Source organism: Roseateles sp. DAIF2 (assembly GCF_015624425.1).
GTDB lineage: Bacteria > Pseudomonadota > Gammaproteobacteria > Burkholderiales > Burkholderiaceae_C > Kinneretia.
This window is the reverse complement of record NZ_CP049919.1, coordinates 5,695,957-5,710,820: the sequence shown is the minus strand read 5'-3', so window position 1 is coordinate 5,710,820 and position 14,864 is coordinate 5,695,957. Positions and strand designations below refer to the sequence as shown.

The 14,864-nt window shown below is 68.6% G+C and carries 15 protein-coding genes; 13 read left to right on the top strand and 2 right to left on the bottom strand.

All coding sequences use genetic code 11. The features are described 5' to 3' along the window. Positions 1-13: 13 nt before the first annotated feature. The 4 genes from mreC to rodA are packed head-to-tail and all read left to right on the top strand — an operon-like array spanning position 14 to position 4,627. Complete coding sequence (gene mreC, locus G8A07_RS26310; RefSeq protein ID WP_195794857.1) at positions 14-958, top strand: rod shape-determining protein MreC; 945 nt, start codon at positions 14-16, stop codon at positions 956-958. Continuing rightward, complete coding sequence (gene mreD / locus G8A07_RS26305) at positions 955-1,473, top strand: rod shape-determining protein MreD (RefSeq protein ID WP_195794856.1); 519 nt, start codon at positions 955-957, stop codon at positions 1,471-1,473. Before mreC ends, mreD begins: the two co-directional genes overlap by 4 nt. Beyond that, positions 1,470-3,476, top strand: coding sequence for a penicillin-binding protein 2 (gene mrdA / locus G8A07_RS26300; protein ID WP_195794855.1), 2,007 nt, complete (start codon positions 1,470-1,472; stop codon positions 3,474-3,476). Before mreD ends, mrdA begins: the two co-directional genes overlap by 4 nt. Next, positions 3,473-4,627 (top strand): rod shape-determining protein RodA, encoded by a 1,155-nt coding sequence (rodA, locus tag G8A07_RS26295; RefSeq protein ID WP_195794854.1) that lies wholly within the window; start codon positions 3,473-3,475, stop codon positions 4,625-4,627. The genes mrdA and rodA overlap by 4 nt, the downstream gene beginning before the upstream one ends. A 9-nt stretch (positions 4,628-4,636) precedes the next feature. Here the strand turns inward: rodA and G8A07_RS26290 are convergent, their stop codons facing one another. Together G8A07_RS26290 and G8A07_RS26285 are read right to left on the bottom strand one after the other, a co-directional pair. Continuing rightward, positions 4,637-6,148 carry a sensor histidine kinase gene (locus G8A07_RS26290; RefSeq protein WP_195794853.1) on the bottom strand — a complete coding sequence of 504 codons (1,512 nt, stop codon included), beginning with the start codon at positions 6,146-6,148 and terminating at the stop codon, positions 4,637-4,639. A gap of 103 nt (positions 6,149-6,251) precedes the next feature. Further along, positions 6,252-6,923, bottom strand: a complete 672-nt coding sequence (locus G8A07_RS26285; RefSeq protein ID WP_195794852.1) for a response regulator transcription factor — start codon at positions 6,921-6,923, stop codon at positions 6,252-6,254. A 136-nt stretch (positions 6,924-7,059) separates the two neighbouring features. Between G8A07_RS26285 and recA the strand changes: the two genes are divergently transcribed. From recA to G8A07_RS26240, 9 genes are all read left to right on the top strand, one after another. Further along, positions 7,060-8,097 carry a recombinase RecA gene (gene recA / locus G8A07_RS26280; protein WP_195794851.1) on the top strand — a complete coding sequence of 346 codons (1,038 nt, stop codon included), beginning with the start codon at positions 7,060-7,062 and terminating at the stop codon, positions 8,095-8,097. A 5-nt stretch (positions 8,098-8,102) separates the two neighbouring features. Then, on the top strand, positions 8,103-8,597 hold the full coding sequence (locus G8A07_RS26275; protein WP_195794850.1) for a nuclear transport factor 2 family protein: 495 nt from the start codon (positions 8,103-8,105) through the stop codon (positions 8,595-8,597). Further along, positions 8,594-9,112, top strand: coding sequence for a regulatory protein RecX (locus tag G8A07_RS26270; protein WP_195794849.1), 519 nt, complete (start codon positions 8,594-8,596; stop codon positions 9,110-9,112). The genes G8A07_RS26275 and G8A07_RS26270 overlap by 4 nt, the downstream gene beginning before the upstream one ends. A gap of 167 nt (positions 9,113-9,279) precedes the next feature. Then, a complete protein-coding gene (locus G8A07_RS26265; RefSeq protein ID WP_195794848.1) occupies positions 9,280-9,873 on the top strand; it encodes a DUF2889 domain-containing protein in 594 nt (197 codons plus the stop codon). Positions 9,874-9,897: 24 nt separating this feature from the next. Further along, complete coding sequence (gene sucC / locus G8A07_RS26260) at positions 9,898-11,058, top strand: ADP-forming succinate--CoA ligase subunit beta (RefSeq protein ID WP_195794847.1); 1,161 nt, start codon at positions 9,898-9,900, stop codon at positions 11,056-11,058. Positions 11,059-11,078: 20 nt separating this feature from the next. Beyond that, the gene (sucD, locus tag G8A07_RS26255; RefSeq protein ID WP_195794846.1) at positions 11,079-11,972 is read left to right on the top strand and encodes a succinate--CoA ligase subunit alpha; all 894 of its coding nucleotides are present in this window, start codon (positions 11,079-11,081) and stop codon (positions 11,970-11,972) included. A 209-nt stretch (positions 11,973-12,181) separates the two neighbouring features. Next, on the top strand, positions 12,182-12,922 hold the full coding sequence (locus G8A07_RS26250; protein WP_195794845.1) for a TerC family protein: 741 nt from the start codon (positions 12,182-12,184) through the stop codon (positions 12,920-12,922). Positions 12,923-12,929: 7 nt separating this feature from the next. Then, on the top strand, positions 12,930-13,982 hold the full coding sequence (locus G8A07_RS26245; RefSeq protein WP_195794844.1) for a serine/threonine-protein kinase: 1,053 nt from the start codon (positions 12,930-12,932) through the stop codon (positions 13,980-13,982). Positions 13,983-14,017: 35 nt separating this feature from the next. Further along, positions 14,018-14,809 (top strand): Stp1/IreP family PP2C-type Ser/Thr phosphatase, encoded by a 792-nt coding sequence (locus G8A07_RS26240; RefSeq protein ID WP_195794843.1) that lies wholly within the window; start codon positions 14,018-14,020, stop codon positions 14,807-14,809. Positions 14,810-14,864 lie beyond the last annotated feature (55 nt).

Sequence of the window (14,864 nt, the reverse complement as noted above, 5' to 3'; positions counted from 1 at the left end):
ACCTTCTCACGCCATGCCACTGGGCACCCTGGATCGCACCCCGCCGCCTTTCTTCCGCCAGGGCACCTCGGCCCTGACCAAGCTGCTGTTCTGCGCCGCGCTGGCCGTCTTCCTGATGGTGGCCGACGCGCGCTTCAAGCTGACCACGCCGGCCCGCGCGGCGCTGGCCCTGGTGCTGCATCCGCTGCAGCGGGCGCTGCTGGCGCCGGTCGATGCCTGGGAGCGCGGTGGCGATTACCTGCGCGGCACCGAGCGTGCGATGGCCGCCGAGGACCAGGCGCGCCGCCAACTGGTGCAGCAGGCCGAGCGCCTGTCGCGCGCCGAGCAGCTGCAGCTGGAGAACCAGCGCCTGCGCGCGCTGCTGGAGCTGCGCCCGGCGCTGCAGGTGCCCTCGATCGCGGCCGAGGTGCTGTACGAGGCCGCCGACCCTTATTCGCGCCGCGTCGTGATCGACCGCGGCAGCCACCAGGGCGTCCGCGCCGGTGCCCCGGTGATCAATGACGCCGGCGTGCTGGGCCAGGTGACGCGGGTCTATATGTTCTCCTCGGAGGTGACCCTGCTGTCCGACAAGGACGCGGCGATTCCGGTGCTGAACACCCGCAGCCAGCAGCGCGGCGCGGCCTTCGGCGGCGCCGAGGGCGGCACGATGGAGCTGCGCTTCATGGCCGCCAACGCGGACGTCAAGCAGGGCGACCTGCTGACCACCTCGGGCCTGGACGGGGTCTACCCGCCCGGTCTGCCGGTGGCCAAGATCAGCGTGGTGGAGCGGCGCGGCGACAGCAGCTTCGCGCGCGTGACCCTGCAGCCGGTGGCGCAGCTGGACAACGTGCGCCATGTGCTGGTGCTGGGGCCGCTGCTGGAGCTGGAGAAGGCGCGCGGCGAGGCGCAGGCGGCCTCGGCCGCGGCGGCCGCATCGGCGCCGGCACGCGCTGCCAAGACGGGAGCCCACAAACCATGATCATGCCGCGTGGCGCCCAGCTGCTGCTGCCCGCCAATCCGCTGTTCATCGGCCTGAGCCTGCTGCTGGCCCTGGTCATCGACATGGTGCCCGTGGGCCGCCAGCCCTGGATGCCGGATGTGCTGGCCCTGGTGCTGGTGTTCTGGAACGTGCACCAGCCGCGCCGCGTCGGCGTCGGCTGGGCCTTCGTGTTCGGCCTGGCGGTGGACGTGCAGCATGGTGCGCTGCTGGGCCAGCATGCGCTGGCCTACAGCGTGCTGAGCTTCGGCGCGATCGCGCTGCACCGGCGCCTGCTGTGGTTCGGCCTGGCCGGCCAGGCCGCGCATATCCTGCCGCTGTTCCTGCTGGCCCATGCGATCTCGATCGTGGTGCGCCTGATGGTGGGCGGCATGTGGCCCGGCTGGTCGCTGCTGCTGGCGCCGCTGTTCGAGGCGTTGCTGTGGCCGCTGGCCAGCTGGCTGCTGCTGGCGCCGCAGCGCCGTCCGCCCGATCCCGATGCCCATCGACCGTTGTGACCGTTCTCAAGAACATTGAACAGGAGCTGTCGCGTTTCCGCCTGCGCGTGCTGGCGGCGGCGGCCTTCGTGCTGTTCTGCTTCGGCCTGCTGGTGGCGCGCCTGGTCTATCTGCAGGTGCTGCAGCACGACAGCCTGGCCGAGCGCGCCGAGAGCAACCGTGTCACGGTCGTGCCGATCGTGCCGAACCGCGGCCTGATCAAGGACCGCAACGGCATCGTGCTGGCCAGCAACTACTCGGCCTATACGCTGGAGATCACGCCCAGCCGCGCCGGCGACCTGGAGGCCACGATCGACGAGCTGGCCAAGGTGGTCGAGATCCAGCAGCGCGACCGGCGCCGCTTCAAGCGGCTGATGGAGGAGAGCAAGAACTTCGAGTCGCTGCCGATCCGCACCAAGCTCAGCGACGAGGAGGTGGCGCGCTTCACCGCCCAGCGCTTCCGCTTCCCCGGCGTCGAGATCAAGGCGCGGCTGTTCCGCAGCTATCCGCTGGGCGAGGTGGGCAGCCACCTGATCGGCTATATCGGCCGCATCAACCAGGCCGAGAAGAAGGCCATGGACGACTGGGACGAGGACGAGCTGGCCAACTACCGCGGCACCGAGTACATCGGCAAGCTGGGCCTGGAGCAGGCCTACGAGAAGGAGCTGCACGGGCTGACCGGCTTCGAGCAGGTCGAGACCAGCGCCGGCGGCCGCGCGGTGCGGCGCCTGGCCTACAAGCCGCCGACGCCGGGCAACACGCTGATGCTGTCGATCGACATCCGGCTGCAGGCCCTGGTCGAGGAGCTCTACAAGGACCGGCGCGGCGCGCTGGTGGCGATCGACCCGCGCAACGGCGAGGTGCTGGCCTTCGTCTCCAAGCCGACCTTCGACCCGAACCTGTTCGTCGACGGCATCGACGCCGACAGCTGGCGCGAGCTGAACGAGAACCTCGACAAGCCGCTGCTGAACCGCGCGCTGCGCGGCACCTACCCGCCGGGCTCGACCTACAAGCCGCTGATGGCGATGGCCGCGCTGACCAGCGGCAAGCGCGCGCCCGGCACGGTGGTGATGGACAATCTGACCTACAGCTTCGGCGGCCGCACCTTCGGCAGCCCGGAGTCGGACCGGCCCGGCCCGAAGGACATGCGCCTGGCCATCGTCAGTTCCAGCAATGTGTACTTCTACAGCCTGGCCAACGAGATGGGCGTGGACCTGATCCATGACGAGCTGGAGCCCTTCGGACTGGGGCGCCGCACCGAGATCGACCTGCAGGGCGAGGTCACCGGCGTGCTGCCGTCGCAGGACTGGAAGCGCCGCTACTTCTCCAAGAGCCCGGCGAATCAGAAATGGTTCGCCGGCGAGACCATCTCGCTGGGCATCGGCCAGGGCTACAACAGCTTCACGATGCTGCAGCTGGCCACCGCCTACTCGACCATCGCCAGCGGCGGCCAGCGCTTCAGGCCGCGCTTGGTGCGCGAGGTGGAGGACGTGGTCAAGCATGAGCAGCGCCGCGTCGCCAGCGACGCCCTGCCGCCGCTGCCGCTCAAGCCCGAGGACGTCAACGTGATCCGCAACGCGATGCATGGCGTGACCCTGGAAGGCACCTCGCAGCGGGTGTTCGCCGGCGCGCCCTACCAGAGCGGTGGCAAGACCGGCACCGCGCAGGCGGTGGGCCTGCGCGCCGGCGAGAAGTACCGCGACGTCAAGGCCGACGAGCGCAAGCGCGACCATTCGCTCTATGTCGCCTTCGCGCCGGTCGAGAACCCGACGATCGCGCTGGCGCTGATCGTCGAGAACGCCGGCTGGGGCTCGACCGCCGCGGCGCCGATCGCGCGGCGCGTGTTCGACTTCATGCTGGCGGGCCTGTACCCCAGCGAGGAGGACATCGCCTTGACCCAGGCCAGCAAGACCATGGCGCCGGTCGGCCAGCAGCGCCCGATCGCCGCGGTGCCGCTGCCGGGCCAGGCGGCCTCGGCCGCGGCGAGCGGCGCCGCGGCGCCGGCCGCGGGAGCCTCGCGATGAGCGCGGTGCTGAGCAAGCCACCGCTGTGGCGGCGCCTGAAGCCGCTGCTGGACGGCTTCGACATCCCGCTGCTGCTGGCGATGCTGTGGCTGGCCGGGCTGGGCCTGATGAGCATGTACTCGGCCGGCTTCGACCATGGCACGCGCTTCGTCGACCATGCCCGCAATATGGCGCTGGCCGCCACCATCATGTTCATCGTCTCCCAGGTGCCGCCGCAGCGCCTGATGGCGCTGGCGGTGCCGCTGTACACGGTGGGGGTGGCGCTGCTGATCGCGACCGCGCTGTTCGGCATCACCAAGAAGGGCGCGACGCGCTGGCTCAATGTCGGCATGGTGATCCAGCCCTCGGAGCTGCTGAAGATCGCGACGCCGCTGATGCTGGCCTGGTGGTTCCAGAAGCGCGAGGGCCAGCTGCGCCCGCTGGACTTCGGCATCGCGCTGGCGATCCTGGCGGTGCCGGTGGGGCTGGTGGCCAAACAGCCCGACCTGGGCACTTCGATCCTGGTGTTCGCGGCCGGCTTCTACGTGATCTTCTTCGCCGGCTTCACCTGGCGCATCATCCTGCCGGCGATGCTGATCGGCGCGGTGGCGATCACCGCGCTGGTGATGAGCGAGGAAAAGATCTGCCAGCCCGATGTCGAATGGCCGGTGCTGCGCGAGTACCAGAAGCACCGCGTTTGCACCCTGCTGGACCCGAACAAGGATCCGCTGGGCAAGGGCTTCCACATCATCCAGGGCGAGATCGCGATCGGCTCCGGCGGCCTGACCGGCAAGGGCTTCATGAAGGGCACGCAGACCCATCTGGAGTTCATCCCCGAGCGCACCACCGACTTCATCTTCGCGGCCTACGGCGAGGAGTTCGGCCTGGTGGGCGCGCTGGCGCTGCTGGCGGGTTTCGCGGCCCTGATTCTGCGCGGGCTGATGATCGCCTCCGAGGCGCCCAGCCTGTTCGCGCGGTTGATGGCCGGCGCGATCACGCTCTCGTTCTTCACCTACGTGTTCGTCAACATGGGCATGGTCAGCGGCATCCTGCCGGTGGTGGGCGTGCCCTTGCCCTTCGTCAGCTACGGTGGCACCGCGATGGTGACCCTGGGCCTGAGCCTGGGCATCCTGCTGGCGATCGCGAAGAGCCGCCGCTTCATGCAAGGCTGAGGCCGCGCCTCAGTCCTCGGCCGCCGGTTGTTCGTCCTGCTCCGGCTTGGGTCGGGCGGTGAAACGCACCGTGAACCGCGCGCCGGGGCCCTGGCCCTCCTCATGCGGCTGGCCCGGGCGCAGGCTGCGGGTCTCGTCCAGGCCGACCTCGGCCGCATGCGCGGTGGCGATCTCGCGCACGATGGCAAGGCCCAGGCCCGAGCCGTCGACATTGGTGCCCAGGGCGCGGTAGAAGGGCTGGAACACCTGCTCGCGCTCGTTCTCCGCGATGCCCGGGCCGGAGTCCTCCACCTGCAGCACGGTCACCTGGCCGAACGGGTCCTCGACCACGCGCACCGTCACCGTGCCCGCGGCCGGCGTGTAGAGCAGGGCGTTGTCGACCAGGTTGCGGATCAGCTCGCGGATCAGCAGCGGATGGCCGTGGATGCGCAAGGTGCTCTGGCTCGCGTCGGGGCCCTCGAAGCCGAGGTCGATGCGCTTGTCCATCGCGCGCGGCACGAAGTCGCGCACCGTCTCCATCGCCAGCTCGGACAGGTTGACCTCGCTGCGCCGCGCAGCATGCTCCTTGTCCTCGGCGCGCGCCATCGCCAGCAGCTGGTTCACCATATGGGCGGCGCGCTGGCTGGACAGCGCGATCTGCTGCAGCGAGCGCTTCAGCTCGGCCGGCGAACTCTTGCCCTCGTCGATCTCGCGCTGCGCGAACTCGGCCTGGGTGCGCAGCCCGGCCAGCGGCGTCTTCAGCTGATGCGCGGCGTCGGCCAGGAAATGCTTCTGCGCGCCGATCGACTGGTCGAGCCGGCCCAGCAGGTCGTTGATCGCGCGCACCAGCGGCGCCACCTCGTCGGGGATGCGGCGCTCGTCGATCGGGCTGAGGTCCGAGCTCTCGCGCGAGCGGATGCGGCGCTGCAGGTCGTTCAGCGGCGCGATGCCGCGCGCCAGCGCCATCCACACCAGCAGCACCGCCAGCGGCAGGATCACGAACTGCGGCAGGATCACGCCCTTGATGATCTCGTTGGTCAGGCGCGCGCGCTTGCCCAGGGTCTCGGCCACCTGCACCAGCATGGTCTGGGTGGCGCCGGCCATGCCCTCGGGCGCGACCCACAGGTAGGCGACGCGCACGCTGTCGCTGCCGACCTCGTCGTCGCGGAAATGCAGCTCCCAGGGCACGATCGGCGTTTCCACCTCGGGCACCGGCAGGCTGCGGTCGCCGCTGAGGAACTCGCCGCGCAGGCCCAGCACCTGGTAGTAGACGGTGTCGGTCTCGTCGGCGCGCAGCAGGGCCGCGGCCTCGGGGGAGAGCGCGTAGCGCGAGCGCCGCCCCTCCGGCGCTTCAGCCGCGGCGACCTGCAGGCCGAGGTTGCGCGCCATCTCGCCGAGCTCGCGGTCATAGGGGCGGCCGGCGATGCCCTGGGCCACCAGCCAGGTCAGCGCGACGCTGATCGGCCAGATCACCAGCAGCGGGGCGAGCATCCAGTCGAGGATCTCGCCGAACAGGGAGCGTTGCTCGCGGTCGGCGGCCATTCAGCGCATCCGGCTCAGGCGGGCCGCAGCGCCGGGCCGCCCCAAGCAAGGCCCGACCCTCCCGGAGGGGCGATGGCTGTACCCAGCCAGCGGGGTGCCCCGTTCATCCTGGGATCTTCTCCAGGCAATAGCCCAGGCCGCGCACCGTGGCGATGCGGATCGGCCCCTGCTCGATCTTCTTGCGCAGGCGGTGGATGTAGACCTCGATCGCGTTGTTGCTGACCTCTTCGCCCCATTCGCACAGGCGCTCCACCAGCTGGTCCTTGCTGACCAGGCGGCCGGCGCGCTGCAGCAGCACCTCCAGCAGCGAGAGCTCGCGCGCCGACAGCTCGACCATCTGGTCGTTGATGTAGGCGACGCGCCCGGTGGCGTCGAAGGACAGCGGGCCATGCTTGATGATCGAGGAGGCGGTGCCCAGGCCGCGGCGGGTCAGCGCGCGCACGCGGGCCTCCAGCTCCTGCAGCGAGAAGGGCTTGGCCATGTAGTCGTCGGCGCCCAGGTCCAGGCCCTTGACGCGCTGCTCGACGCTGTCGGCCGCGGTCAGGATCAGCACCGGCATCGAGGCGCCGCGCGCGCGCAGCTTGCGCAGCACCTCCAGGCCATGCAGCTTGGGCAGGCCCAGGTCCAGGATCACCAGATCGAACTCATGCGAGGCCAGCGCCGCATCGGCTTCGGTGCCCGAGCCGACCTGGTCCACCGCATAGCCGGAGGCGCGCAACGCGCGCAACAGGCCATCAGCCAGCACTTGGTCGTCTTCCGCAATCAGGATGCGCATCGCTTGTCCCCAGTCTTTATGAGCATTCTAGGGAGGCTGGCACTACTGACATTGAATGGCAGCAGCCCCTGTCTAAACTACTGTACGAATATACAGATTGCGCCATAATGCGCCCAGCCGAAACAGGAGATCGAACATGGATGCCCCCGTCAAAAACGCCAATACCGAAAAAGCCAAGGCCCTGCAGGCCGCTCTTGCCCAGATCGAAAAGCAGTTCGGCAAGGGCTCCATCATGCGCCTGGGCGAGGGCGAGGTGATCGAGGACATCCAGGTCGTCTCCACCGGCTCGCTGGGCCTGGACATCGCGCTGGGCGTCGGTGGCCTGCCGCGCGGCCGCGTGGTCGAGATCTACGGTCCGGAATCCTCCGGCAAGACCACCCTGACCCTGCAGGTGATCGCCCAGATGCAGAAGCTGCAGGGTGTCTGCGCCTTCATCGATGCCGAGCATGCGCTGGACGTGCAGTACGCGCAGAAGCTGGGCGTCAACCTGCAGGACCTGCTGATCAGCCAGCCCGACACCGGCGAGCAGGCGCTGGAGATCGTCGATGCGCTGGTGCGCTCCGGTTCGGTGGACCTGATCATCATCGACTCGGTGGCCGCGCTGACGCCCAAGGCCGAACTCGAAGGCGAGATGGGCGACTCCCTGCCCGGCCTGCAGGCCCGCCTGATGAGCCAGGCCCTGCGCAAGCTGACCGCCACGATCAAGAAGACCAACTGCACGGTCGTCTTCATCAACCAGATCCGCATGAAGATCGGCGTGATGTTCGGCTCGCCCGAAACCACCACCGGCGGCAATGCGCTGAAGTTCTACGCCTCGGTGCGCCTGGACATCCGCCGCATCGGCTCGATCAAGAAGGGCGAGGAGGTGATCGGCTCCGAGACCAAGGTCAAGGTCGTCAAGAACAAGGTCTCGCCCCCGTTCAAGACCGCCGAGTTCGACATCCTCTACGGCGAGGGCATCAGCCGCGAGGGCGAGATCATCGACATGGGCGTGGTCGCCAAGGTGGTCGACAAGGCCGGCGCCTGGTATGCCTATGGTGGCGAGAAGATCGGCCAGGGCAAGGACAACGCCCGCGAGTTCCTGCGCGAGAACCCCGACATCGCGGTCGAGATCGAGAACAAGATCCGCGAATCGCTGGGCGTGCCGCTGCTGGGCGTGAGCGCCGCGGAGTAAGGCGCTTGGTCCCGCCGTGGCCGGCCGGTGAGGGCCATGGCAGCGCGTCGGCCGAAATGGCCGATCTGGCCGAATCGGCCCTGGTGCGGCGCTTCTGGGCGCTGTACCAGGCGCGCCGCTGGGCCGAGGCCCAGGCCCTGCTCGCGCCCGAGGCCTGCTGCACCTGGTGGGCCACGCGCGAGCGCTTCATCGGCGCGGCCGCGGTCGTGCATGTGAACGCGGTCTACCCCGAGGGCTGGACGATCCGCCTGCTGGAACTGCGGGCGCTGAGCGCCGGACGGGTGCACAGCCTGGTGCGGGTCGATCATGGCGAGGCGTCCTTCTACGCCAACAGCTTCTTCACGCTGGAGGGCGGGCGCATCGCCGGCCTCGACGAATACTGGTCCGATGTGCAGGCGCCACCGAGCTGGCGCCAGGGCCTGCCGGGGCGGGGCGACCTGCCCGCCGACATGCGGCCGGGCCTGGACCTGAGCCTGGCACCGGATGCCGCGGCGCCATGAGCCTCCACAAGCCCCTGTCCCTGAAGATGCGCGCGATCGCGCTGCTGGCGCAGCGCGAGCACAGCCTGTCCGAGCTGCGCAGCAAGCTGCTGCGCCTGGCCCGGGCGGCCCAGGCCGTCAGGCAGGCCGAGGCGCCCGCCGACGAGCCGCTCGATGAGTTGGCCGAACCGGCCGATGTGGCGGACGAGGTCGAGCAGCTGCTGGTCTGGCTGCAGGCCCGGGGTTATCTGGACGAGACGCGCTTCGTTGAGTCGCGCGTACATGCGCGCGCCGGGCGCTATGGCAATCTGCGTATCAAGCAGGAGCTGGCCCAGCATGGCCTGAGCCTGGGCGAGGAGGCCCAGGCCCGGTTGAAGGACAGCGAGTTGGAGCGTGCGCAGGCGGTCTGGCAGCGCAAATTCGGCGCCACGCCCCCGGAAGACGCGGCGGCGCGGGCCAAGCAGACCCGTTTCCTGGCCGGCCGCGGCTTCTCCGCCGAGGTGATCCGCCGGGTGCTGCGCGGTCTGCCGGACTGAAACCGGCCGTTCCTCGGTGCGAACAATCAGGCCGGAAGTCGCGGGCTGACAGCCCCGCGACAGGCTTGCGGCAGCGCAGCATGCTACATTGGCGGTCTTTGGCAGTCTTGCCCGCCCTCCGTTTTCGGGGTTTGGCGGGCCTGCTTGCGCCTCAGTCTGTACCCTTCATGTCCCTGCTCACCCCCGCTTCCGAGCGCCAGCTGCTGCACCGTCGAGCCATCGATGTGCAGGTGTTCGCGCGCGGCGACGGGCTGTTCGACGTCGAGGCCACGCTGCAGGACCTGAAGACCCGCGACATCCCGCTGGCCTCCGGACTGCGCCGTGCCGGCGAACCGCTGCACGACATGTTGCTGTGCCTGGTGGTCGACCGCCAGCTGAATGTGCTGGCCGCCGGTTCCGAGACGCGCGGCATGCCCTATCCCGGCAGCTGCTCCGAACATGGCGACGCCTATGCGCGCCTGACCGGGCTGAACCTGCTGAAGGGCTTCCGCGCCGGCGTCAAGGAACGCCTGGCCGGCATCAAGGGTTGCACGCACCTGACCGAGCTGAGCCAGGTGCTGCCGACCGCGGTGATCCAGGCCTTCGCCGGCATCGTGATCGACACCCGCGAGGGCGACGCCGGCAGCGGCCAGCCGCCGTTCCAGATCGACAAATGTCATGCGCTGCGCAGCGACGGTGCCGTCGTGCAGGCGCATTACCCCCGTTGGTTCCGTCCGGCCATGGCCGGCGCGGTGACCGCGACCTCCACCACCTCTTCCTGACTTTTCCCTCTAAGCGAGACCCCTATGAAGATTCACGAGTACCAGGGCAAGGAAATCCTGCGCCAGTTCGGCGTGCCGGTGCCGCGCGGCATTCCCGCGTTCACGGTGCAAGAAGCGGTCGAAGCCGCACAGAAGCTGGGCGGCCCGGTCTGGGTGGTCAAGGCGCAGATCCACGCCGGTGGCCGTGGCAAGGGCGGCGGCGTCAAGCTGGCCAAGTCGATGGATGACGTGAAGGCGCTGTCCGAGCAGATCCTGGGCATGCAGCTGGTCACGCACCAGACCGGCCCGGAAGGCCAGAAGGTCCGTCGCCTCTACATCGAGGACGGCGCCGACATCAAGAATGAGCTGTATGTCTCGCTGGTCACCGACCGCGGCACGCAGAAGGTCGCCTTCATCGCGTCCAGCGAAGGCGGTATGGACATCGAAGAGGTCGCGCATTCGACCCCCGAGAAGATCATCACCGAGATGATCGACCCGCTGGTGGGCCTGACCACCGAGCAGAGCAAGAAGATCGCCGCGGCCATCGGCCTGAGCGGCGCCTCGATCGACCAGGCGGTCGACATCTTCGCCAAGCTCTACAAGTGCTACATGGACACCGACGCGTCGCTGGTTGAGATCAACCCGCTGAACTGCGACTCCAAGGGCAACCTGATCGCGCTGGACGCCAAGTTCAACTTCGACGCCAACGCCCTGTTCCGTCACCCCGAGATCGTCGCCTACCGCGATCTGGACGAAGAGGATCCGGCCGAAGTCGAGGCCTCCAAGTTCGACCTGGCCTACATCTCGCTGGACGGCAACATCGGCTGCCTGGTGAACGGCGCCGGCCTGGCGATGGCCACGATGGACACCATCAAGCTGTTCGGCGGCGAGCCGGCCAACTTCCTGGACGTCGGCGGTGGCGCCACGGCCGAGAAGGTGACCGAGGCCTTCAAGATCATGCTGAAGAACAAGTCGGTCAAGGGCATCCTGGTCAACATCTTCGGCGGCATCATGAAGTGCGACACCATCGCCGAAGGCGTGATCACCGCCTGCAAGGCCGTGAACCTGTCCGTGCCGCTGGTCGTGCGCATGAAGGGCACCAACGAAGAGCTGGGCAAGAAGATGCTGGCCGAGTCGGGCCTGCCGATCATCGCCGCCGACTCCATGGCCGAAGCCGCGACCAAGATCGTCGCCGCCGTCAAGTAAGCCCTGCAAGGAAAGAAATCATGTCGATCTACATCAACAAAGACACCAAGGTCATCACCCAGGGCATCACGGGCAAGACCGGTCAGTTCCACACCCTGGGCTGCCAGGCCTACGCGAACGGCAAGAACGCCTTCGTCGCCGGCGTGAACCCCAAGAAGGCGGGCGAGAAGTTCTCCGAGATCCCCATCTACGCGACCGTCAAGGAAGCCGCCTCGCAGACCGGCGCCACCGTGTCGGTGATCTACGTGCCGCCCGCCGGCGCCGCCGCCGCGATCTGGGAAGCCGTCGAGGCCGACCTGGACCTGGCGATCTGCATCACCGAAGGCATCCCCGTGCGCGACATGCTGGAAGTGCGCAACAAGATGAAGGCCAAGGAAGCCGCCGGTGGCAAGCGCACCCTGCTGCTGGGCCCCAACTGCCCCGGCCTGATCACGCCCGACGAGATCAAGATCGGCATCATGCCCGGCCACATCCATCGCAAGGGCCGCGTCGGCGTCGTGTCGCGCTCCGGCACCCTGACCTATGAAGCCGTGGCGCAGCTGTCCGAGCTGGGCATCGGCCAGTCGTCGGCCGTGGGCATCGGCGGCGACCCGATCAACGGTCTGAAGCACATCGACGTGATGAAGGCCTTCAACGACGATCCGGACACCGACGCCGTGATCATGATCGGCGAGATCGGCGGCCCGGACGAGGCGGAAGCCGCCCGCTGGTGCAAGGCCAACATGAAGAAGCCGATCGTCGGCTTCATCGCCGGTGTCACCGCCCCTCCCGGCAAGCGCATGGGCCACGCCGGCGCGCTGATCTCGGGCGGCGCCGACACGGCCGATGCCAAGCTGGCCATCATGGAAGAGTGCGGCTTCACCGTGACCCGCAACCCGTCCGAGATGGGCCGTCTGCTGAAGGGCCTGCTGTAAGCAGCGGCCCGCGGCGGTGCCGGCCCGCCGATGCGTAAATCCACGCATCGGGACCGGCCCTGCCGCAGCGCACAATTTCGCCGCAGCCTGTGCGGCCTGACGAGAGGGGCTTCTGCCCCTCTTTGTTTTTGCGTCGTCAGAGGCTGGGGGGCCCGGCTATAGTCCAACCGTCGCGGGCCACGGTATTCAAATAACTCAAAGCTCCTCACATGGACATGCTTTCCAGTCCCGAGTTCTGGCTTGCCGTCGGCCAGATCATCATGATCGACATCCTGCTGGGCGGCGACAACGCGGTCGTGATCGCGCTGGCCTGCCGCAAGCTGCCCGATGCCCAGCGCACCAAGGGCATCCTCTGGGGTACCGCCGGCGCCATCATCCTGCGCGTCGTGCTGATCTTCTTCGCACTCACCCTGCTGAAGCTGCCCTTCCTGAAGCTGGTCGGCGGCATCCTGCTGCTGTGGATCGGCATGAAGCTGCTGATGCCCGAGCATGACGACGAGCATGCCAACATCCAGGCCAGCGACAAGCTCTGGGCCGCGGTGAAGACCGTGATCGTCGCGGACTTCGTGATGAGCCTGGACAACGTGATCGCGATCGCCGGCGCCGCTGAGGGCGCGGGTGGCGACCATCAGATGCCGCTGGTGATCTTCGGCCTGCTGGTCTCGATCCCCATCATCGTCTGGGGCAGCCAGCTGGTGATCAAGCTGATGGACCGTTTCCCGATGGTCATCACTCTGGGCGCGATGCTGCTGGGCTGGATCGCCGGCACGATGATGGTGGGCGACCCGGCGCTGTCGTCCTGGGTGCCGACCGTGCCGGGTGACAAGCCCGGTTCGACCGAGGTGCTGCCGTCGCTGTACTACGGCGCCGGTGTCGTCGGTGCGCTGCTGGTGCTGGCCGCCGGCAAGCTGCTGGCCGCACGCAACAAGGGCGGCAGCGCGGCCGCCTGATCCTGCGATGGCCGCGTCCGGCTTCTGGAAACGCGCGCTGGGCCGCCTCGGCGGTGCCGGCGCGGCGGCGGATTCCGAGTCGGGCGAGGCCAGCACCCAGCCCCAGCATTTCCTGCATGAGGGCGGTGGCGGCACCACGCTCGCCGCCTACGAGCTGGGCGAGGAACTGGGGCGCGGCGCGATGGCCGTGGTGCACCTGGCCATCGAGAAATCCAGCGGCCGCAAGGTCGCGATCAAGCGCCTGGCGCTGCAGCGCGAGTTCGCGGCTGAGGATCTGATCGACGTGCGCCAGCGCTTCATGCGCGAGGCGCGTGCCGCCGGGCATCTGCAGCACCCGGAGATACTGCAGGTGCTGGATGCCGGCCAGGCCGGGCAGGATGCCTGGATCGCGATGGAGTACGCACCGGGCCAGGACCTGAGCCATTACACCCGGCCCGGCACCCTGCTGCCGGTGCGCGAGGTGCTGGCCCTGGTGCTGCGGCTGGCGCGGGCGCTGGCCTATGCGCACCAGCAGGGCGTGGTGCATCGCGACATCAAGCCCAGCAATGTGATGCTGGACCGCGCCAGCGGCGCGCTGAAGATCATGGACTTCGGCATCGCGCGCATCGCCGACGGCAGCCGCACCCGCACGGGCCTGGTGCTGGGCACCCCGTCCTTCATGTCGCCCGAGCAGCTGGCCGGGCTGAAGGTCGACGGCCGCAGCGATCTCTATTCGCTGGGCGCGATGCTGTACCAGCTGCTGACGGGGCAGCTGCCGCACCAGTCCGATTCGATGGCGACCCTGATGTACCAGATCGCCAACCAGGCGCCGCCCGATGTGCGCCACCACCGTCCCGACCTGCCGGAGTCGCTGGCCCTGGTGCTGGCCCTGGCGCTGGAGAAGCGGCCGGAGCTGCGCTATGCCGACGGCGAGGCGCTGGCCCAGGACCTGGAGGCGGTGCTGGCCCAGCTCGGGCCGGCGGGGCAAGACCCGGCCCCGCCCGGTCAGGATTTCACGGCCGCCGACCCGTTCGCGCGCACCGAGCGCCTGGAGCGCGGTGAGCCGGGGCACAATCCCTGAGATATTTCCTTCCCTTTACTTCAACCCGCCCGCCCATGACCGTGGAGATCTTCAGCGCAACCGATGTTGGCCGCGCGCGCGACAACAACGAAGACTCGGTGGCGGTGGACGAGGCGGTGGGCCTGGCGGTGCTGGCCGACGGCATGGGCGGTTACAACGCCGGCGAGGTGGCCAGCCAGATGCTGACCAGCTTCATCAAGGCCGAGCTGGGCCGCTGGCTGAAGGAGGCCGGCGGCAAGGCGGCGCCGGCCGATGTGCGGCGCGCGATGGACATCTGCGTCGACAACGCCAACCGCGCGATCTTCAATGCCGCGAACACCAACCCGCGCTATGCCGGCATGGGCACGACCCTGGTGCTGGCGGTGTTCCTGGAGGGCGGGCTGCTGCTGGGCCATGTCGGCGACTCGCGCGCCTACCGTTTGCGCAACGGCCAGTTCACCCAGCTGACCCGCGACCATTCGCTGCTGCAGGAGCAGCTCGACGCCGGCCTGCTGACGCCCGAGGAGGCCGCCTTCTCGAACAACCGCAACCTGGTGACCCGCGCGGTCGGCGTCGAGGACACGGTGATGCTGGAGCTGCATCAGCACGAGGTGCAGCCGGGTGATCTGTTCCTGCTCTGCTCCGACGGGCTGTCCGATATGCTGGACGACGACGCCCTGGCGCAGTTGCTGATAAACCACCCTTCGCTGTCCGAAGCGGCCCAAGCCTTGATAAGCGGCGCCAATGACATGGGTGGCAAGGATAATATTGCGATTGTGCTGGCTCGCGCGGAGGGTCGCGCCAAGCCTGTCAGCCGGACCTGGTGGCCCTTCGGTAGACGATCGTAGGTAACGGCAACGCCGTCCTCTATCTTCTTCATCTACTTCCTTCGCGTCGCCGGGC